Source organism: Streptomyces sp. NPDC047974, assembly GCF_040653375.1.
Classification (GTDB): domain Bacteria; phylum Actinomycetota; class Actinomycetes; order Streptomycetales; family Streptomycetaceae; genus Streptomyces.
The window spans coordinates 20,896-39,944 of sequence record NZ_JBEZNU010000042.1 but is presented as its reverse complement, the minus strand read 5'-3'; the positions used below and the strand labels follow the sequence as shown (position 1 = coordinate 39,944).

17 protein-coding genes and 1 tRNA gene are annotated in these 19,049 nt (G+C 71.6%); 2 read left to right on the top strand and 16 right to left on the bottom strand.

Annotated elements, in window-relative coordinates; translation table 11 throughout:
- Window positions 1-90: 90 nt before the first annotated feature.
- Window positions 91-885 (bottom strand): inositol monophosphatase family protein, encoded by a 795-nt coding sequence (locus AB0E19_RS34830; RefSeq protein WP_362187894.1) that lies wholly within the window; start codon window positions 883-885, stop codon window positions 91-93.
- 34 nt (window positions 886-919) lie between these two features.
- A tRNA-Gly gene (locus AB0E19_RS34825) sits at window positions 920-994 on the bottom strand.
- 130 nt (window positions 995-1,124) lie between these two features.
- Here AB0E19_RS34825 and AB0E19_RS34820 point away from each other — a divergent pair.
- On the top strand, window positions 1,125-1,487 hold the full coding sequence (locus AB0E19_RS34820) for a DUF1304 domain-containing protein (protein ID WP_362187891.1): 363 nt from the start codon (window positions 1,125-1,127) through the stop codon (window positions 1,485-1,487).
- Between the two features lie 78 nt (window positions 1,488-1,565).
- On the opposite strand, the gene AB0E19_RS34815 is transcribed toward AB0E19_RS34820, so the two are convergent.
- From AB0E19_RS34815 to AB0E19_RS34800, 4 genes are all read right to left on the bottom strand, one after another.
- Entirely contained in the window at window positions 1,566-3,680 is a 2,115-nt protein-coding gene (locus AB0E19_RS34815) for a hypothetical protein (protein ID WP_362187888.1), read from the bottom strand.
- Window positions 3,681-3,832: 152 nt separating this feature from the next.
- On the bottom strand, window positions 3,833-4,186 hold the full coding sequence (locus tag AB0E19_RS34810) for a DUF6113 family protein (protein WP_362187885.1): 354 nt from the start codon (window positions 4,184-4,186) through the stop codon (window positions 3,833-3,835).
- Window positions 4,183-5,139: an N-acetyl-1-D-myo-inositol-2-amino-2-deoxy-alpha-D-glucopyranoside deacetylase gene (gene mshB, locus AB0E19_RS34805; protein WP_362187882.1), complete on the bottom strand. Its 957-nt coding sequence runs from the start codon at window positions 5,137-5,139 to the stop codon at window positions 4,183-4,185. Before mshB ends, AB0E19_RS34810 begins: the two co-directional genes overlap by 4 nt.
- A 41-nt stretch (window positions 5,140-5,180) precedes the next feature.
- Window positions 5,181-5,381 (bottom strand): hypothetical protein, encoded by a 201-nt coding sequence (locus AB0E19_RS34800; protein ID WP_169087190.1) that lies wholly within the window; start codon window positions 5,379-5,381, stop codon window positions 5,181-5,183.
- Between the two features lie 259 nt (window positions 5,382-5,640).
- Here AB0E19_RS34800 and AB0E19_RS34795 point away from each other — a divergent pair, with 259 nt between their 5' ends.
- The gene (locus tag AB0E19_RS34795; RefSeq protein ID WP_362187878.1) at window positions 5,641-7,827 is read left to right on the top strand and encodes a prolyl oligopeptidase family serine peptidase; all 2,187 of its coding nucleotides are present in this window, start codon (window positions 5,641-5,643) and stop codon (window positions 7,825-7,827) included.
- Here AB0E19_RS34795 and AB0E19_RS34790 read toward each other — a convergent pair.
- The 10 genes from AB0E19_RS34790 to AB0E19_RS34745 form a co-directional block, all read right to left on the bottom strand.
- A complete protein-coding gene (locus AB0E19_RS34790) occupies window positions 7,803-8,741 on the bottom strand; it encodes a hypothetical protein (protein WP_362187875.1) in 939 nt (312 codons plus the stop codon). The two genes, AB0E19_RS34795 and AB0E19_RS34790, sit on opposite strands and share 25 nt — an antisense overlap.
- 184 nt (window positions 8,742-8,925) lie before the next feature.
- The gene (locus tag AB0E19_RS34785) at window positions 8,926-10,116 is read right to left on the bottom strand and encodes a dipeptide ABC transporter ATP-binding protein (RefSeq protein WP_362187872.1); all 1,191 of its coding nucleotides are present in this window, start codon (window positions 10,114-10,116) and stop codon (window positions 8,926-8,928) included.
- The gene (locus AB0E19_RS34780) at window positions 10,109-11,092 is read right to left on the bottom strand and encodes an ABC transporter ATP-binding protein (RefSeq protein ID WP_362187869.1); all 984 of its coding nucleotides are present in this window, start codon (window positions 11,090-11,092) and stop codon (window positions 10,109-10,111) included. The genes AB0E19_RS34785 and AB0E19_RS34780 overlap by 8 nt, the downstream gene beginning before the upstream one ends.
- Before the next feature lie 6 nt (window positions 11,093-11,098).
- Window positions 11,099-12,085, bottom strand: coding sequence for an ABC transporter permease (locus AB0E19_RS34775; RefSeq protein ID WP_362187866.1), 987 nt, complete (start codon window positions 12,083-12,085; stop codon window positions 11,099-11,101).
- Window positions 12,078-13,001: an ABC transporter permease gene (locus AB0E19_RS34770; RefSeq protein ID WP_362187863.1), complete on the bottom strand. Its 924-nt coding sequence runs from the start codon at window positions 12,999-13,001 to the stop codon at window positions 12,078-12,080. Before AB0E19_RS34770 ends, AB0E19_RS34775 begins: the two co-directional genes overlap by 8 nt.
- 83 nt (window positions 13,002-13,084) lie before the next feature.
- Window positions 13,085-14,713 carry an ABC transporter substrate-binding protein gene (locus tag AB0E19_RS34765; RefSeq protein WP_362187860.1) on the bottom strand — a complete coding sequence of 543 codons (1,629 nt, stop codon included), beginning with the start codon at window positions 14,711-14,713 and terminating at the stop codon, window positions 13,085-13,087.
- 188 nt (window positions 14,714-14,901) lie between these two features.
- Window positions 14,902-15,990, bottom strand: coding sequence for a dipeptide ABC transporter ATP-binding protein (locus AB0E19_RS34760; RefSeq protein WP_362187857.1), 1,089 nt, complete (start codon window positions 15,988-15,990; stop codon window positions 14,902-14,904).
- Window positions 15,983-17,041, bottom strand: coding sequence for an ABC transporter ATP-binding protein (locus AB0E19_RS34755; RefSeq protein WP_362187853.1), 1,059 nt, complete (start codon window positions 17,039-17,041; stop codon window positions 15,983-15,985). Before AB0E19_RS34755 ends, AB0E19_RS34760 begins: the two co-directional genes overlap by 8 nt.
- Window positions 17,042-17,055: 14 nt before the next feature.
- Complete coding sequence (locus AB0E19_RS34750) at window positions 17,056-18,009, bottom strand: ABC transporter permease (protein WP_360605910.1); 954 nt, start codon at window positions 18,007-18,009, stop codon at window positions 17,056-17,058.
- Complete coding sequence (locus AB0E19_RS34745) at window positions 18,002-18,934, bottom strand: ABC transporter permease (RefSeq protein WP_360606120.1); 933 nt, start codon at window positions 18,932-18,934, stop codon at window positions 18,002-18,004. Before AB0E19_RS34745 ends, AB0E19_RS34750 begins: the two co-directional genes overlap by 8 nt.
- Between the last annotated feature and the right edge of the window lie 115 nt (window positions 18,935-19,049).

Here is a 19,049-nt window from a genome sequence, read left to right as displayed (position 1 = left end):
CTTGCGACTGAAGCTACGTCGATGATCACCATGGCCCGCATCCTAGGCACCATTCGCAACCTCACGGACAGCAGACCTAACGAAGCACTACTAGGCCGTCCCCCGGATCATCGCCATGAGGCGGGCGTGGGTCCCGGCGTCGGCGGCGGCCACGAGGCCACGGGCGGGGCCCTCCCCCACCGGGGTGCCGTCGAGGCCGGTGACGACGCAGCCGGCCGCGCGGCAGAGGGCGATGCCGGCGGCGAAGTGGACGCTGTCGGCGAGGTCGCCGCCGTCGGTGACGTACGCGGCCCGCTTCCCGGCCGCCACCCAGGCGAGCGCGAGCGAGGTCGACACGACCCGGGGCCGGAATCCGGCGACGAAGTCCGGGTGCGCGAGCAGCTCGACGGCCCGGAAGCCGGGCGCGGAGGGGAACGGCGGGTCGAGGTTCACGTCGACGAGCCCGGTGGCGGCGGTGGGTGCCAGGACGGCGCCGTCCTCGCCCCAGGCGGTCTTCCCGTCGGTACGGAACACCTCGCCGTCCTCGCCCGCGAAGGGGTCGGCCACGGCCGCGGCCCCGCCGCGCAGGGCCACGTTGACGGCGACGAGCTTGTTCCCGACGGCGTAGTTGAGCGTCCCGCAGAGCGGATCCACGAACCACTGGCGCCGGGCGTTCCGCGGCCCCTGCTCGCCGTGCTCCTCGCCGACGACCCCGTCCTCGGGCCGGACGGCGCGCAGCACGTCGAGGATGGCCCGCTCGGCCGCGAGGTCGGCGGCGGTGGCGAAGTCCCCCGCCCCCTTGTCGACCCGTTCGAGCTCCCGGCCGTACGCGTCCCGTACGACTCCGGCGCCCACCCGGGCGGCGAGGGCGGCGACTTCGACGTCGGAGAGGTCTGTCTCGATCATGCGGCGAGGGTACGGGCCGGCGCCGCGGAGAGGGAGCGGGGCGACCGGATTCGAACCGGCGTCCTCCGAGATGGCATCGCGGTGCATTACCTCTGTGCTACGACCCCGCTCCCAGGTGCCCGAGTCTAGGAGAGGCACGCGGGGCGGGACAATCCGGTTTCCACGGGGCCCGGGTGAGACCTCGCCCGCGGCGCGCGTCGTGCTCACCCCGGTGCCGCTCCCGCGTTCACCATGGGGGCATGCCCTTGACCGCCGACATCCTCGTCGCCCTGATCGCGCTGCTCCACCTCTATATCCTCGTCATGGAGATGTTCCTGTGGGAGAAGGAGACCGGGCGGCGGTTCTCCGGGTTCGACGCGCGGCTCGCCCGGGAGACCGCCGCCATGGCCGCCAATCAGGGGCTCTACAACGGGTTCCTCGCCGCCGGACTCGTGTGGGGGCTGATCGCGGACGATCCCACCGGGTTCCGGGTGCAGGTGTACTTCCTGTCGTGCGTCGTCGTCGCGGGGGTCTACGGGGCCGCCACCGCCAACCGGCGGATCCTGTTCGCGCAGGCGCTGCCCGGGGCGCTCGCGCTGTCCGCCGTGCTGGTCGCCGGGTGAGGGGCGCGTGCCGCGCGTGAGACGGCCCCCGTCCTCACCCGAGGACGGGGGCCGTGCGCGCGGGCCTCGCGCCGGGGGTCAGCCGTTGCCCGAGAGGTCGATCGTGGCGGTGCGCTCCGCCTTGCTCTTGCCCCGGAGCGCGTCGCGCATGACGAAGGCGACGTCGTCGGCGGAGACCTCGTGCTTCGAGCCGTCGCCCTTGGTGACCATGACGCCCTTGAAGGTGCCTTCGAGGAGGCGGGTGATCGCCTTCTTGTCGTAGACCTCGACCAGGTGGCCGTCGACGGCCTTCATGGAGAGGATCTGCGGCAGCGAGATGGCCGGGCCGAAGTCGATGGACTTGCCGCCGGCCCGGATGGTGATCCGGCCGGACATGGCGGGCTCGGCGAACTCCTTCATCGCCCGGTCCAGTTCGGCCTTGGTCACGGTGGGCTTGCGGACGCTGACCGGGAGTGCGACGACCTTGTTCACGCCGGTCTCGACCTGGGCGCGGAAAGCGTCCTTGACCGAGATCATCGAACGCTGGACGTCGAGGCCCTGGCCGGGCTTGCCCTCGACGGCGGTGACCTTGTTCGGGGCGAAGAGGATCGTCGCCTCGGTCGCCGACGACGAGGAGCCCCCGAGGTCCCGCAGGGCGACGGCGAGCTTCTCGTCGTCGACCGGGAAGACCGGTTTGGCGACCCGCTCGCCGCCGAAGAGGGAGCCGATCACCGAGACGGGGTTGTAGTCGCTGCCCGCGGCGCCCCGGACGGTCTCCTGGCTGTCCAGGGCGAGGCCGGCCTTGTCGGGGGCGAGCTGGATCTTCTTGCCGCCGACGGTGAGCTGGAGCGGGGTCGCGGCGCGCTTGCCGAGGCTGGCCTCCAGCTTGGCGACGGCCTCCTCCTTCGTGCCGCCGCCGATGTCGACGCCGAGGACGGTGGTGCCCTTGGGGACGTCGGAGTGGTTGAGGAGGAGCCCGGCGCCGTAGGCGACGCCCGCGATGCCGACGACGCCGACGGCGGCGAGGACCAGCTTGGAGCGGCCCTTCTTGGCCGGGGCCGGGGCGGGCTTCGGTACGGGGGTGGTGCCCGGCGCGGGCTGCTGCCGCCGGGGCGCCGGGGCGGGTGCCCGGTGCCCTTCGTCGCGCGGGTTCGCGTCGGGGCGGCCGCCGCCCGGGGGGACGACCGGGATGCCGCTGGTGAGGGTGTCGCCGGAGATCCGGCCGCCGCCGTCGGGGCCGCCCTGGCCGCCGGGACCGCCCTGGCCGCGCACGTTGCCGAGCTGCTGCGGCGTCAGGATCGCGGTGTCGTCCGACAGCCGCGGCACGCCGGCACCGGGGCCGCCGGCGAGCGGGCCGCCGGCCTTCGGGGCGCCCGCGAGGGGGCCGCCCGGCCGGGGGGCACCGGGGCGCGGGGCGCCGGGGCGCTGCGGCATCGGCGGGCGCGGGGCCTGGCCGGCGCCGAGGTCGGCGACGCCGGAGGCGGGGCCCGTGGTGGGGCCGGTGGGCTGGCCGTCGTAGCGGGGCGTGCCGTCGGCCGGGGTGCCGTCGGGAAGGGGGCCGTCGTAGAGGGGGACGCCCGCGGCGGGGGTGCCCTCGTAGCCGGGGAGGGTGCCGGTGTCGTACAGCGGGTTGCTGACGGGGCGGCTGGAGGGCGTGCTGCCGACCGTGGGCACTCCGGCGGTCGCGGAGCCCGCGAAGCCGGTGCCGGACGTCTGCGGGCCGCCGGGGGCCTTCGGGGCGTTCGTCGCCGGGGCGCCCGTGGGGGCGGCGGGTGCCGGGCCCGCGTTCTTGCGGGGGGCGAACCAGTCGCTGGTCTCCTTGCCCTTGGGCGCCTCGGCGGCGGCCTGCGGCGGCTCGGGCGCGGCCGGCGCGGGGGCCGGGGCGGGCTCGGGCTCGGGGACCGGGGCGGGCCGCTCCGGCTCGGCCGGGGCGGCGGCTTCGGCGTCCGCGACGGGCTTGCGGACCACGACGGGCGGGATCGGCCGCGAACCCGGAATGTTGATGCGGATCCGGGTCGTCAGGGTGGTCTCGGTCTTCGGCTCCTCCGGCGGCGCGGACGCGGCGGAGGTGTCCCCCTGCGCGTCCTGCGTCGGGTGGAGCGACGGGTACTCGCGGGATCCATAGGGCTGGGTTCCCGACGGGTAGGCTGCCCCGCCGCGCCCCTGGGCGCCGGTGGACGAACTGTCGGTCTCTCGACCAGTTTCACGACTCAAAGCAGGATCTCCCGGTTGGCTCCGCCGCCCGCTCTTGCTGATGCTCGTACTGTCCCGGGCGGTTCGGCGGCGCGCACCACCATACTGTCCGGTGCCGCAGGTTATCCGCCCGGTGCGAAGTCCCGCTGCTCACAGGGGGTTCCCCGAAGGGTCTACGGGGTGCTCTGCGGCAGCCTGCTGACGGTGGCGCAGATCACAGCGGCGCCCATGCCGCCGAAGAGGAAGACCAGCTCGCCGAGGCCGCCGCCGAAGAGCCCGTCGCCCTCGGGGCGGCCGAGGCTGAGCACGATGACGGCGAGGAGCCAGCCGCCGCCCGTCGCGGCGAGCCCGAGCTGGTTGCCGGTGGCGCGCATGCCGCCGTAGAAGAGGGCGGCGGTGGCGAGGAGGGCGAGGAACAGCCCGAGGGGCAGCCAGGCGGCCTGGACGAGGGCGCCGGCGGTGCCGACGAGGGCCCCGAGGACGAGGAGGCCGGCGTACGCGGCGTACCGGACGGCGGGGGTGTTCATCGGCCCGCCACCTCCCCGGCGCCGGAAGGGCCCTCGGCGGAAGGGCCCTCGGCGGGGAGGCCCGCGAAGAGGTCGGTCTCGCGCTCGCCGGCCGGGGCGCCGCGGGTGCCGCGGACGAGTTCGTAGTACTCGGTGGTGAGGAGGGGCTGGCCGAGGTCGTTGGAGAGGGCGAACCAGGGGCCGTCGACGGCGACCTGGGTGGCGTGGGCGGCCATGGCGGCGCTCTTGCGGGCCGCGTACGAGTGTCCCGCGGCGAGGTCGCCGCCGGTGATCTCGGCGGTGATCCGGTCCTCGTCGACGACTCCGGGGACGTCGTCGACGACGGCGTCCTTCGGGAAGGCGGAGCCCTCGGCGGCCAGGCGGGCGAAGCCGGCCTCGGCGACGGGGCGGGGCACCCGGTTCCAGTAGATCTTGGCGATGGTGTGGGCCGGGCCGAGGTCGGGGCGGTACGCGGGGTCCGCGGCGAGGTCGGCGGCGCGCATGGCGACGCGGTGGGCCTGGATGTGGTCCGGGTGGCCGTAGCCGCCGTCGGGGTCGTAGGTGACGAGGACCTGGGGGCGGGTCTCGCGGACCACCTCGACGAGGTGGGCGGCGGCGGTGTCCACGTCCGTGTTCCAGAAGGCGTTCGCGCGCTCGTTCTGGGGGACGCCCATCATGCCGGAGTCGCGGAAGCGGCCCTCGCCGCCGAGGAAGCGGTGGTCGGTGACGCCGAGGGCGGCCATGGCGGCGGCGAGTTCGCCGACGCGGTGGGGGCCGAGGCGGTCCTCGCGGTCGGGGGCCAGGTGGGCGAGCCCGGGCGGGATGACCTCGCCCTCCTCGCCCAGGGTGCAGGTGACCAGGGTGACCAGGGCGCCTTCGGCCGCGTACCTGGCCATGGTGGCGCCGTTGTTGATCGACTCGTCGTCCGGGTGCGCGTGCACGAGGAGCAGACGACGGGCGGGGAGATCGGTCATGGCCCCAGCCTACGAGGCGGGGCCGCCGCGGACCGCACGGGTCAGAACTTGAGCCCCGCGATCATGCTCGCCACGTTGGTGGTGAGGGTGGTGATGGAGTCGGAGAGGGAGGAGCTGGCGAGGTAGAAGCCCAGGAGCGCACAGACCACCGCGTGACCGGCTTTGAGTCCGGATTTCCGGATCAGCAGGAAGACGACGATCGCCAGCAGCACCACCACGGAGATCGAGAGCGAGAGTGCCACGGCGGTTCACCTCCACCTTCGGTCGGTTGTTCGAGCGGTTCGTGCGTGCGGTTGCGTACGGGTGGTGCGAGTGGTGCGTACGGGTGGTTCCCGTGCTTCGCGCGGTTGCCACGGTCCTCGGGCATGTGCCCGGCGACCCCGCGCGAGTGCATACCCACGAAGGGGTACCCACCAAGCGCTACGGATCATAACTATCCGTACCCGCGCATTGATCGGCGTACAGGCGCGCGAGGGGGCGTACAGCGCTACTTTCGGCCGTATGACCTTGTCTCAGCAGCACTCTGCCGCCCCACCCGTGGGGCTCTCCTTCCCGCGCCTGCACGCCCGGACCCAGCGGTTCACGCTCGGGGTGCCGCGCGGTTTCTCGGTCTCCCCGGACGGGGAGCGGGTCGTCTTCGTCCGCTCCGGCTCGGGCACGGACCGGACGCACGCCCTGATGGTGCTCGACCTGCCGGCGGACGGCGGGAAGCCGGTGGAACGAGTCGTCGCGGAGCCGTCCGCGCTGCTCGCGGGGGCCGAGGAGGAACTGTCGGCCGAGGAGCGTGCGCGGCGCGAGCGCAGCCGCGAGGGCTCGGCGGGGATCGTCGGCTACGCGGTGGACGCGGCGGTGGAGCTGGCGGCGTTCGCGCTGTCCGGGCGGCTGTTCGCGGCCGAGCTGCGGGCCGGGACGGCGCGGGAGCTGCCGGTGCCGGGCCCGGTGATCGACCCGCGGCCGTCGCCGGACGGGCGCCTGGTGGCCTATGTGTCGGGCGGGGCGTTGCGGGTGGTCGGAGCGGATGGTTCCGGCGATCGGGAACTCGCGGTTCCGGAGGACGGGACCACCACCTACGGATTGGCCGAATTCATCGCCTCGGAGGAAATGGGACGGGACCGCGGATTCTGGTGGTCTCCGGAGTCGGACGCGCTCCTGGTGGCCCGCGCGGACGACCGCGAGGTGCGCCGGTGGTACATCGCGGACCCGGCGCACCCGGACCGGGAGCCGCAGCGGGTGGCGTACCCGGCGGCGGGGACGCCCGACGCGGAGGTGCGGCTCTTCCGCCACGGCCTCGACGGCTCCCGTACCGAGGTGGTGTGGGACCGGGAGCGGTTCCCGTACCTCGCGCGCGTGCACTGGTCGTCGGCCGGCGCGCCCCTGCTGCTCGTGCAGGCACGCGACCAGCGGCGCCAGCGGGTGCTCGCGGTGGACACCGCCTCCGGCGCGACGACGACCGTGCGGGAGGACGAGGACCCGGCCTGGCTGGAGCTGCTCCCCGGGGTGCCGTGCTGGTCGCCGGACGGGAGGCTGGTGCGGATCGGCGACGAGAGCGGGGCGCGGGCGCTGTCGGTGGGCGGGGAGCTGCTCACGGACGCCTCGCTGCACGTGCGGGCGGTGCTCGACGTGGGCGAGGACGACGTGCTGGTGTCGGCGTCGGCGGGCGAGGCGGCCGAGGCCCCGGAGACGGGCGAGGCACATGTGTACCGGGTGTCGTCGGCGGGCGTGGAGCGGGTCTCGGAGGGGGTCGGCTGGCACGGGGCGGTGCGCGGCGGCGCGGTGACCGTGCTGGTCTCCTCCCGGCCGGACGCGCCGGGCTCGGTGGCGCGGGTGCTGCGCGCGGGGCGGCCGGTGGCGGTGGTGGGTTCGTACGCGGCCGAACCGCCGCTGCGGGCCAGGCCGGTGCTCACGGAGGCGGGCGAGCGGCGGATCCCCTGCGCGGTGCTGCTGCCGTCCTGGTACGAGGAGGGGCACGGGCCGCTGCCGGTGCTAATGGATCCGTACGGCGGCCCGCACGGGCCCCGCGTGGTGGCCGCGCACAACGCGCACCTGACGTCCCGGTGGTTCGCCGAGCAGGGCTTCGCGGTGGTGGTGGCGGACGGCCGGGGGACGCCGTGGCGCTCCCCCGCGTGGGAGAAGGCGGTGCTGCGGGACTTCACGGTGACGCTGGAGGACCAGGTGGCGGCGGTGCGGGCGCTCGCGGAGCGGTTCCCGCTGGACCTGGACCGGGTGGCGGTGCGGGGCTGGTCGTTCGGCGGCTATCTGGCGGGGCTCGCGGTGCTGCGGCGGCCCGACGTCTTCCACGCGGCGGTGGTGGGGGCGCCGGTGACGGACTGGCGGCTGTACGACACCCACTACACCGAGCGGTACCTGGGCACCCCGGAGGCGGAGCCCGAGGTGTACGCGGCGCAGTCGCTGCTCACCGACGACGGGCTGTCGGCCCCCCGGGAGCCGGTCCGGCCGATGATGATCGTGCACGGCCTCGCGGACGACAACGTGGTGGTGGCGCACGCGCTGCGGCTGTCGTCGGCGCTGCTCGCGGCGGGCCGCCCGCACGAGGTGCTGCCGCTGTCGGGGGTGACGCACATGACCCCGCAGGAGCAGGTGGCGGAGAACCTGCTGCTGCTCCAGTGCGACTTCCTGAAGCGGTCCCTGGGCGGTTTCGCCGGTCACCAGCCGGGCGGGCGCGGGTAGGGCGGCGGCGGGGTCGCCGCCGGGATCCGGAGGGCGGGTGCGGCGTCGGGGGCGCCGCGCCCGGCCAGGAGGGCGAGGACGGCGGCCCCGGCGAGCGCGCCGTAGAGGGCGGTGGCGAGGGCGGGGACGTCGAGTGCGGGTGCCCGGACGTACACGACGTCGGGGTGGAGGTGGAGCCGGACGAGGCGGGCGAGTTCGGCGAGGCCGGTGCCGAGGAGGAGGCCGCCGGCGAGGAGGCCGAGGGGGCGGGTGTGCCGGGCCGCGGCGAAGGCGGAGACGGCGGCCGTCAGATGGAGGGCGACGAGGACGGCGGCGAGCCAGCCGGGCGGGACGCCGAGGGCGGCGCCGAGGACGGAGCGGCCGCCGGTGAAGCGGTCGACGGCGAGGCGGGGGCCGAGCCCGGCGGTCCGGTCGATCTCCCGGGCGAGCAGGACGAGGGCGGCGACGGCGAGCAGGACGCCGGCGGCGGCGGCCGGTCCGGGGCGGGGCCGGGTGGGGACCGGCTCGTCGGGGCCGGTGGCCGGGCGGCGGCCGGCGAGGGCGGTGGCGAGGAGCCCGGCGCCGAGGGCGAGTTCGGCGAGGGCGGTGACGAGGGGGCCGGTGCCGTGCGTCCAGAGGCCGGGGAGGCGTACGGCGAGGGTGACGGTGCCGGTGGCGGCGAGCGCGGCGGCGGCGTGCCGGGAGCGGAGGGCCGCGAGGGCGGTGCCGGCGGCGGCGAGGCAGAGCAGCGGGTCGAGCAGGGTGGTGGCCGACCGGGCGCGGCCGAGCACGAAGCGGTCTCCGGTCCAGTACCGGAACAGGTCCTCGGGCGAGCCGAGGGCGGCGAGGTCGCGCAGGATCCAGACGAAGGGGACGAGCGCGAGCACGGCGGCGAGCGCCGCGCCGGTGAGACGTGCCGGTCGTGTCACTGTCACGGGGCCGATACTCACGGTCAGGGGCGGCCGGTACAAGCGGTTCGGCGGAACGGTGTTCCGGCGGGGGCTCCGGGGAGCCCCCGCCGGTCGACGGCACCCGCACGGGCCGCATGTCCGACAGGATCCAGTATTCGCATATCGGATTCGATACTCGGTGATTGCCGAGGTGTTAAGGGGCCCGTCGCTAGAGCGTCTTCGGGCTGCCCGGCTCCTCCGGAGGCTCCTCCGGACCCGGTCCCGGACCCTCGGGTCCCGGACCCTCAGGGCTTCCGGGGTGCTCCGCGGCCTCCCGGGCCGCCTCCGCCGGGGCCGGGCCCTCCTCCAGGGGGTCCGGGTGGGGGAGGGACTCCTCCGGCGGGACGACCTGCTTCTCCTCGGCGAAGTGGCAGGCGGAGTCGTGCTTGGCGGGGCTGTCGGTGAGGCGGAAGACGGCCGGGACGGCGAGGAGCGGGACCTCCAGCTCGCACCGCTCCCGCGCCTTCCAGCAGCGGGTGCGGAAGCGGCAGCCGGAGGGGATGTTGGCCGGGGAGGGCACGTCGCCGGTGAGGATGATCCGCTCGCGGTGGACGCGCGCCTCGGGGTCGGGGACGGGCACCGCGGAGAGCAGCGCCTGGGTGTAGGGGTGGGTGGGGTGGTCGTAGATCTGGGAGTCGGTGCCGATCTCCACGATCCGGCCGAGGTACATGACGCCGACCCGGTCCGAGATGTGCCGCACGATCGACAGGTCGTGGGCGATGAAGACGTACGACAGGGAGAACTCGGACTGGAGCCGGTCGAGCAGGTTGACGACCTGCGCCTGGACGGAGACGTCGAGGGCGGAGACCGGCTCGTCGGCGACGATGATCTCGGGCTGGAGGGCGAGGCCGCGGGCGATGCCGATGCGCTGCCGCTGGCCGCCGGAGAACTGGTGCGGATAGCGGTTGATGTACTCGGGGTTGAGGCCGACGACGTCGAGCAGGTCCTGGACCTTGCGGCGCCGGTCCCCCTTCGGCGCGACCTCGGGGTGGATCTCGTACGGCTCGCCGATGATGTCGCCGACCGTCATCCGCGGGTTGAGCGAGGTGTAGGGGTCCTGGAAGACCATCTGGATGTTGCGGCGGACGGCCTTGAGGGCGCGCGGGGAGAGCTTGGTGAGGTCCTCGCCCTTGTACTTGATCGAGCCGGAGGTCGGCTTCTCCAGGTTGACCAGCATCTTCGCGACCGTCGACTTGCCGCAGCCGGACTCGCCGACGATGCCGAGGGTCTCGCCGGCGGCGAGGTCGAAGTCGACGCCGTCGACGGCCCTGACCGCGCCGACCTGCTTCTTGAAGAGGATGCCCTGGGTCAGCGGGTAGTGCTTGTGCAGGTCCCGGACCTCGAGAATCGCCTCAGCCATGGAGGCACTCCTTCCAGAAGTGGCAGGCGCTGGACCGCGGGGCGGGCGACTCGGTGACCTCGTACAGCGGGGGCACGTCGGTGCGGCAGACGTCCTGGGCCATCGGGCAGCGCGGGTTGAAGGCGCAGCCGGGCGGGATGGCGAGCAGGTTGGGCGGCAGGCCCTTGATCGCGTACAGCTCCTGGCCCTTCTGGTCCAGGCGCGGGATGGAGTCGAGGAGGCCTCGGGTGTAGGGGTGGGCGGGCGCCTTGTAGATCTCGTGGACGGGGGCCTTCTCGACGATCCGGCCGGCGTACATGACGGCGATGTTGTCGGCGACGTCGGCGACGACGCCGAGGTCGTGGGTGATGAGGATGAGCCCCATGTTGTACTCGCGCTGGAGCTCGGCGAGCAGGTCCATGACCTGGGCCTGGACGGTGACGTCGAGGGCGGTGGTGGGCTCGTCGGCGATGATCAGCTCGGGTTCGAGGGCGAGCGCCATGGCGATCATGATGCGCTGGCGCATGCCGCCGGAGAACTGGTGCGGGTACTGGCCGACGCGTTCCTTGGCGGCGGGGATGCGGACCCGGTCCATCAGCTCGACGGCCTGGGCGCGGGCGTCCTTCTTGCTCATCCCCTTGTGGACGACGAACATCTCGCCGAGCTGTTCGCCGACGCTGAGGACGGGGTTGAGCGAGGAGAGCGCGTCCTGGAAGATCATCGCCATCTTGGCGCCGCGGACCTTCCTGCGCTCCTCCTCCTTGAGCTTCAGCAGGTCCTGGCCCTGGAAGAGGATCTCGCCGCCGGTGATCTTCCCGGGGGGCACGTCGAGGATGCCCATGACGGCCTGGGCGGTGACGGACTTGCCGGAGCCCGACTCGCCGAGGACGGCGAGGGTCTCCCCCGAGTCGACGGAGTAGTTCACGCCGTTGACCGCCTTGGCGATCCCGTCGCGGGTGTGGAACTCCACGTGCAGGTCGCGCACTTCGAGCAGCATGGGTGCCTACCTCAGCTTCGGGTCGAGGGCGTCGCGGACGGCGTCGCCGAGCATGATGAAGGCGAGCACCGTGATCGCGAGCGCGCCGGAGGGCCAGAGCAGCATGTGCGGCGCGTTGCGGACGTACGGCGAGGCCGAGGAGATGTCGATGCCCCAGGAGACCGTCGGCGGTTTCAGGCCGACGCCGAGGAAGGACAGGGTCGCCTCCAGGGCGATGTAGGTGCCGAGGGCGATGGTCGCGACGACGATGACGGGCGCGAGGGCGTTGGGCGTGATGTGCCGGAGCAGCATCCGGGAGTTGGAGGCGCCGAGCGCGCGGGCGGCCTGCACGTAGTCGTTCTGCTTGGCGGTGATCACCGAGCCGCGGGCGATCCGGGAGAGCTGCGGCCAGCCGAGCAGCACCATGAAGCCGATGACGGGCCAGACGGTGTTGTTGCTGACGACGGAGAGCAGGACCAGGCCGCCGAGGACGACGGGGATGGCGAAGAAGATGTCGGTGATCCGGGAGAGGACGCCGTCCCAGGCGCCGCCGAAGAAGCCGGCGAGGCCGCCGAGCGTGGCACCGAGGAGGGTCACGCCGAGGGTGGCGAAGACGCCGACCTGGATGGAGGCCCTGGCTCCGTAGACGGTGCGGGTGTAGACGTCGCAGCCCTGCCCGTTGAAGCCGAAGGGGTGGCCGGGCTGGGAGCCCTCCTGCGCCTTGGAGAGGTCGCAGTCGAGGGGGTCGCCGGAGGCGATCAGGGACGGCCAGATCGCGATGATCACCAGGAAGAGGATGATCAGGCCGGAGATGATGAAGATCGGGTTGCGGCGCAGGTCGTGCCAGGCGTCGGACCAGAGGGAGCGGGGCTTGTTGTCCGGTCCGGTGCCCTGGGGGCCTGCCGGGTTCTTCTCCAGGCTCTCGGCCTCGTCCATGGCGAGGTCGGTGGCTCCCCCGGCGCCGGTCGCGGCGATCGCGCGACCCTCTTCCAGCGGTTCGAGCGGCTCAGGCATAGCGAATCCTCGGGTCAAGGACGGCGTACAGGAGGTCCACCAGGAGGTTGGCGAGCAGGAAGATCAGGACCAGGATCGTCACGAAGCCGACCACGGTCTGGGTGTTCTGCCGGATGATGCCCTGGTAGAGCTGGTAGCCGACGCCGTGGATGTTGAAGATCCGTTCGGTGACGATGGCGCCGCCCATGAGCGCGCCGACGTCGGCGCCGATGAAGGTGACCACCGGGATGAGGCTGTTGCGCAGCAGGTGGCGGCTGATGACCCGGCGGCGCGGGAGGCCCTTGGCGACGGCGGTGCGGACGTAGTCGGCGCGCTTGTTCTCGGCGATCGAGGTGCGGGTGAGCCGGGTGACGTACGCGAGCGAGACCGAGGCGAGAACCAGGCCGGGGACGATCAGCTCGTCGAAGGTGGCGGCGGGCGAGACGGCGGGGTCGATCCAGCCCCACTTCACGCCGAGCAGCAGCTGGACGAGCAGGCCGGTGACGAAGGTGGGGACGGAGAGGACGACCAGGGTCAGCAGCAGGACGGTGGTGTCGATGGGGCGGCCGCGCTTGAGGCCGGTGAGGACGCCGAGGCTGATGCCGATGACGATCTCGAAGAGGATGGCGACGATGGTGAGCCGGATGGTGACCGGGAAGGCGGAGGCCATCAGTTCGGTGACCGGCTGCCCGTTGAAGGCGGTGCCGAAGTCGCCGGTGAAGACGTTGCCCATGTAGGTCAGGTATTGCTGCCAGACGGGCTTGTCGAGGCCGAACTCCTGCCTCAGTCGGGCGGCCGTCGCCGGGTCGCAGGCGCGGTCGCCGCAGAGTCCGGCGATGGGATCGCCCATCACGTTCACCATCAGGAAGATCAACAGCGTGGCGCCGAAGAAGACCGGGATCATCTGCAGCAGCCGCCGGATCACGTATCGACCCACGGGAACCTCCAGGGAGGGGGAAGACGTACGGCCCGGCGCGGGGGTCCGCGTGCCGGGCCGTGCGCCACCGGCCTACGACGACGTCACTTGACCTTGATCTGGTCGTACACCGGGACGCTGAACGGGTTGAGGGTGACGTTCTCGACCCGGTCGGAGTAGCCGGCGCTGCCGTTCTGGTACCAGAGCGGGATGGCTCCCATGTCGTCGCGGAGGACCTCCTCCGCCTGCTGGAAGAGCCCGACGGCCTTCGGGATGTCGGACTCGGCGTTGGCCTGGTCCACGAGCTTGTCGAACTCCTCGCTGGTGTACTGGCCGTCGTTGGACGAGGCGTTGGTGTAGTACAGCGGCTGCAGGAAGTTCTGGATCAGCGGGTAGTCCATCTGCCAGCCGGCCCGGAAGGGCCCGGTCATCTTCTGGGTGGTGACCTGGGTGCGGTAGTCGGCGAAGGTGCCGATCGGGTTGCCGACGCAGGCCGTGTTGTTGCCCAGCGCCCGGTTGATGGAGTTGCAGACGGCGTCCACCCACTCCTTGTGGGAGCCGGTGTCGGCGTTGTACGAGATCTTCATGGTGCCGCCGGGGATGCCGCCGCCCTCGGCGACCAGCTTCTTCGCCTCGGCGGCGTCGTACTTGCAGAAGTCGCCGCAGACGTCCTTGAAGCCGCCCTCCTCGCCGAGGACCGGGGAGGTCCAGTCGACGGCGGGGGTACGGGTCTTCTGGAAGATCGTCTCGGTGATCTGCTCGCGGTCGATGGCCATCGACAGGCCCTGACGGAGCTTCTCCTGGCCCGGCTTGTTCCACGCGTCGTCGTAGAACGGGAAGGAGAGGGTCTGGATGATGCCGGCCGGGACGTTGATGTACCGGTCGCCGAGGTCGGCGGAGACGTTCTTGAGCTGGGCGGCGGGGACGTCGTCGACGAGGTCGAGGTTGCCGGCGATCAGGTCGGTGTACGCGGTGTTGTTGTCCGTGTAGACCTTGAGGGTGATGCCGCCGTTCTGGGCCTTGTCCGCACCGGGGTAGTCGTCCCAGCGCTTGAGCTCCATCTGGGAGCCCTTGGAGTACGAGTCGATGGTGTACGGGCCGTTGCCCACGGGCTTCGACAGCCAGGCGTCGTGGTCGTCGAAGAAGGCCTTGGGGAGCGGCGCGAAGGCCGCGTAGCCGAGGGTGTCCGGCCAGGTCGAGAACTTCTGGGAGAGCTTCACCGTGAAGGTCTGCGGGCCGGTGACCTTGAGGCCGGACATGGTCTCGGCGGTGGCCTCGCCCTTCTCGGGGTGGACCTGGTCGTAGCCCTCGATCTGGCCGAAGAAGAAGGCGTTCTTCTGGTTGTTCTTGAGGTGGGCGCCGTAGTTCCAGGCGTCGACGAAGGACTGGGCGGTGACCTTCTCGCCGTTGGAGAAGGTCCAGCCGTCCTTGACGGTGATGGTGAAGTTGGTCGAGTCGGTCGTCTCGATCTTCTCGGCGAGCCAGTCCTTGGCCTCACCGGTCTTCGGGTCGTACTGCTTGAGCCCGCGGAAGATCATCGACAGGACCTTGCCGCCCTGGACCTCGTTGGTGTTCGCCGGTTCCAGCGGGTTCTGCGGGTCGCCCCAGGAGGAGCTCACGACGCCGTCGGCCCCTCCGCCGCCGCCACTGTCGTCACCGCCGCCGCAGGCGGTCGCCGCGAGGGCGACGGCGGTGGCCAGTGCGGCCCACTTGGCGTGCGTGGCTCCGCGCATGGAGTGCCTCCCGATTGTCCTAAGCATGACTTAGGGCTCAATATCACCCGATATTGACGGTTGTGCACTTTCATGGCGCCCAAGGGAGTACGCGACCGGGCGCGAGGACGCGGAAGGGCCCCCCGCACCCGGCGGGGGTGCGAGGGGCCCTGGTCCTTCGGGTCCGTCCTTCAGGCTGTCACGGTCGGTCAGCCCGCGTGGACGACGTCCCGCTCCTCGGCGAAGTGGCACGCCGACTCGTGGGCCGCGAGGGTGTCCTGGCCGCGGAAGCGCTCCGGGATCGCCAGGACCGGCACCTCGGTGGAGCACTTCTCCTGGGCCTTCCAGCACCGGGTGCGGAAGCGGCAGCCCGACGGCGGGTTCGCCGGCGAGGGCACGTCGCCCGTGAGGATGATCCGGTCGCGGTTGGCACGGGCCTGCGGGTCCGGCACCGGCACCGCGGAGAGCAGCGCCTGGGTGTACGGGTGCGTCGGGTGGTCGTAGATCTCCGAGTCCGTACCGATCTCGGCGAGCTTGCCGAGGTACATGACGCCCACGCGGTCCGAGATGTGCCGGACGATCGACAGGTCGTGCGCGATGAAGATGTAGGACAGGTTGAACTCGTCCTGGAGCTTCTCCATCAGGTTGATGACCTGCGCCTGGACGGAGACGTCCAGGGCCGAGACCGGCTCGTCGCAGATGATGATCTCCGGGTTGAGCGCGAGGCCGCGGGCGATGCCGATGCGCTGGCGCTGACCGCCGGAGAACTGGTGCGGGTACCGGTTGATGTACTCCGGGTTCAGACCGACGACGTCGAGGAGCTCCTGCACCTTGCGGCGCCGCTCGCCCTTCGGGGCCACCTCGGGGTGGATGTCGAAGGTCTCGCCGATGATGTCGCCGACCGTCATGCGCGGGTTCAGCGAGGTGTACGGGTCCTGGAACACCATCTGGATGTTCCGGCGGACGGCCTTCAGGGCGCGGCCGGACAGCTTGGTGATGTCCTGGCCCTTGTAGAAGACCTCGCCCGCGGTGGCCCGCTCCAGGTTCATCAGGAGCTTGGCGACCGTGGACTTGCCGCAGCCGGACTCGCCCACGATGCCGAGGGTCTCGCCCTGGTAGAGGTCGAAGGAGACCCCGTCCACGGCCTTGACCGCACCGACCTGCTTCTTGAAGAGGATGCCCTGCGTCAGCGGGAAGTGCTTCTGCAGGTTGCGCACCTGGAGGATCGGCTCCCCACGCTGGACGGGGACGTCCAGGGCGGCGGCCACGGCCTCGTCGTTCTTGCTGAGGTCAGCCATGGATCGTCTCCTTCCAGAAGTGGCAGGCGCTCTTGCGGCCCGGCAGATCGGCGCCGTCCTGCTCGGTGACCGGCACCAGGGCCGGGATCTCCGTACGGCAGAGGTCGGTGGCCTTGGGGCAGCGCGGGTTGAAGGCGCAGCCCGTGGGGACCTTGAGCAGGTTGGGCGGCAGGCCCTTGATCGCGTACAGCTCCTGGCCCTTCTGGTCCAGGCGCGGGATCGAGTCGAGCAGACCCCGGGTGTACGGGTGCGCGGGGCGCGCGTACAGCTCGTGGACGGGCGCCTGCTCGACGATCCGCCCGGCGTACATCACGGCGATCTTGTCCGCGACGTCGGCGACGACGCCGAGGTCGTGGGTGATCAGGATCAGGCCCATGTTGTACTCGCGCTGGAGCTCCGCGAGGAGGTCCATGACCTGGGCCTGGACCGTCACGTCGAGGGCCGTGGTCGGCTCGTCGGCGATGATGAGGTCCGGCTCCAGGGCGAGCGCCATGGCGATCATGATGCGCTGGCGCATACCGCCGGAGAACTGGTGGGGGTAGTCGCCGACCCGCGCCTTGGCGGCGGGGATCTTGACCTTGTCCATCAGCTCGATGGCCTTGAGCTTGGCTTCCTTCTTGGACATGCCCTGGTGGACGCGGAACATCTCGCCGAGCTGGTACCCGACGGTGAGGACCGGGTTCAGCGAGGAGAGCGCGTCCTGGAAGATCATCGCGATCTTGCGGCCGCGGATCTTCCGGCGCTCCTCCTCCCCCATCTTGAGCATGTCCTCGCCGCGGAAGAGGATCTCGCCCTTGGGGATCCGGCCGGGCGGCATGTCGAGGATGCCCATGATGGCCTGGGCGGTGACGGACTTGCCGGAGCCGGACTCGCCGAGGACGGCGAGGGTCTCGCCGGCGCTCACCGAGTAGTTGACGCCGTTGACCGCCTTCGCCACACCGTCACGGGTGTGGAACTCGACGTGCAGGTCCTTGACTTCGAGCAGCGGCCCGTTGTGCTCGGCGCTCTCGCGCGGCGTCGGGACGGACGCGGTCTTGTTCATGGTGCTCACGTTTTACGCCCTCCTCAGCGCAGCTTGGGGTCGAGGGCGTTGCGAACGGCTTCGCCGAGCATGATGAACGCCAGGACGGTGATGCTCAGCATGATCGACGGCCAGAGCAGCACGTGCGGAGCGACGCGGATCTGGTCGACCGCGGTGGAGACGTCGACACCCCAGGAGACGGTCGGGGCGGCGAGGCCGAGACCCAGGTAGGACAGGGTCGCCTCGGCCGAGATGTAGCCGCCGAGGGCGATGGTGGCGACGACGATCAGCGGCGCCATGGCGTTCGGCAGGATGTGGCGGAAGAGGATCCGCGTGGTGCCGGCGCCGAGGGCCTTGGCCGCGTGCACGTAGTCGGCCTGCTTGACCGTGATCACGGCACCGCGCATGACGCGGGCCATCTGGGTCCAGCCGAGGAAGGCGAGGGCGCCGACGACGACCCAGACCGTGCGCTCGGTGAAGGACTGCAGGACGACCATGGCGCCGAGCAGGAACGGGATGCCGAAGAAGATGTCGGTGATCCGGGAGAGGACCGCGTCCCAGACGCCGCCGAAGTAACCGGCGATCATGCCCATCAGGCCGCCGAGGACGGTGACGATGGCGGTGACGCAGATGCCGACGATGATCGAGGCGCGCGTGCCGTGGATCAGGCGGGCGTAGACGGAACGGCCCTGCTGGTCGTAGCCGAACCAGCCCTCGGAACCGATGTTCCCCAGCTCCGGCTTGCCCAGGAAGTGCTTCACCAGGTCACCCGCGGTGGGCGAGGCGCTCGTGAAGAGGGTGGGCCAGGCGGCGATCAGCAGCAGGAAGGCGATCAGCACCGACGAGACGAGGAAGTACGGGTTGCGGCGGAGGTCCGCCCAGGCGTCGCCCCAGAGGGAGCGGGCCTTGTCCTGCTTCGGCGCTTCCTTCGGCTCCGTCACCGAGGGGGGTGCGACGGTGTCGTCGACGGCGGCGGCGGTCTTGGTCACGTCAGGCATACCGGATCCTCGGGTCCAGGACCGCGTACAGCAGGTCGATGAGCAGGCTGGTGATCAGGTAGACGAGCACCAGGACGGTGACGAGGCCGACCAGGGTCGTGCCCTCGCGCCGGGTGATCGACTCGGCGATCAGGCCACCGACGCCCTTCACGTTGAAGATGCGCTCGGTGACGATCGCGCCGCCCATGAGGGCGCCGATGTCGGTACCGAGGAAGGTGACGACCGGGATCATCGAGTTGCGCATGAGGTGGACACCGATGACGCGGCGCTTCGGGAGGCCCTTCGCGATCGCCGTACGCATGTAGTCGGCGCGCAGGTTCTCCGCCATGGAGGTGCGGGTCAGCCGGGCCACGTAGGCGAGTGAGAGACCACCGAGCACCACGGCCGGCGCGATCATCTCGGACCACAGGTTCTCGTTGCTGACGTTCGGCGCGATCCACCCCAGGTTGTCCGCGAAGATCATCTTGATGAAGAAGCCCAGGACGAAGACCGGGATCGAGATGATCAGCAGGGTGAAGAGGAGAACGGCGTTGTCCGCGAGGCGGCCGGCACGGAGGCCGGCGATGATGCCGAGGCCGATGCCGAAGATGAGCTCGAACACGAAGGCCATGGCGGCCAGCTGGAGCGTCACCGGGAACGCGTCGCCCAGGACTTCGGTCACGGGGCGATCGTTGCGGATCTGCGTCCCGAAGTCGAAGTGCAGGATGATGCCGCTCATGTAATCCCAGTACTGCTTCCACAGTGGCTGGTCCAGACCGAGCTTGTGTCTGATCGCCTCGATGGTCGAAGGGCTGGCGCCCTTGTCGCCGAACAGGCCGGCCACGGGGTCGCCGGGCAGGCTGTAGACCATGAGGAAGATCAGCAGGGTTGTCCCGAAGAAGACCGGGATCATCTGGAGCAGTCGTCGTGCGACATAGCGCCCCATCATGCCTCCGTTGAGATGTGACGGCCGCAGCCGACGGGCCCTCCCACGACATGGCTGCCCGGATTCGGACAGCGTGATGCCGCGGAAGGGCCCCCCAGCCACTGCGTAAGGCACC

What these genes read in the sequence shown, in the direction of transcription:
- AB0E19_RS34830 (WP_362187894.1), bottom strand. Translation starts at nt 885, where the DNA reads ATGATCGAGACAGACCTCTCCGACGTCGAAGTCGCCGCCCTCGCCGCC.
- AB0E19_RS34820 (WP_362187891.1), top strand. Translation starts at nt 1,125, where the DNA reads ATGCCCTTGACCGCCGACATCCTCGTCGCCCTGATCGCGCTGCTCCAC.
- AB0E19_RS34810 (WP_362187885.1), bottom strand. Translation starts at nt 4,186, where the DNA reads ATGAACACCCCCGCCGTCCGGTACGCCGCGTACGCCGGCCTCCTCGTC.
- mshB (WP_362187882.1), bottom strand. Translation starts at nt 5,139, where the DNA reads ATGACCGATCTCCCCGCCCGTCGTCTGCTCCTCGTGCACGCGCACCCG.
- AB0E19_RS34795 (WP_362187878.1), top strand. Translation starts at nt 5,641, where the DNA reads ATGACCTTGTCTCAGCAGCACTCTGCCGCCCCACCCGTGGGGCTCTCC.
- AB0E19_RS34785 (WP_362187872.1), bottom strand. Translation starts at nt 10,116, where the DNA reads ATGGCTGAGGCGATTCTCGAGGTCCGGGACCTGCACAAGCACTACCCG.
- AB0E19_RS34780 (WP_362187869.1), bottom strand. Translation starts at nt 11,092, where the DNA reads ATGCTGCTCGAAGTGCGCGACCTGCACGTGGAGTTCCACACCCGCGAC.
- AB0E19_RS34775 (WP_362187866.1), bottom strand. Translation starts at nt 12,085, where the DNA reads ATGCCTGAGCCGCTCGAACCGCTGGAAGAGGGTCGCGCGATCGCCGCG.
- AB0E19_RS34765 (WP_362187860.1), bottom strand. Translation starts at nt 14,713, where the DNA reads ATGCGCGGAGCCACGCACGCCAAGTGGGCCGCACTGGCCACCGCCGTC.
- AB0E19_RS34760 (WP_362187857.1), bottom strand. Translation starts at nt 15,990, where the DNA reads ATGGCTGACCTCAGCAAGAACGACGAGGCCGTGGCCGCCGCCCTGGAC.
- AB0E19_RS34750 (WP_360605910.1), bottom strand. Translation starts at nt 18,009, where the DNA reads ATGCCTGACGTGACCAAGACCGCCGCCGCCGTCGACGACACCGTCGCA.
- AB0E19_RS34745 (WP_360606120.1), bottom strand. Translation starts at nt 18,934, where the DNA reads ATGGGGCGCTATGTCGCACGACGACTGCTCCAGATGATCCCGGTCTTC.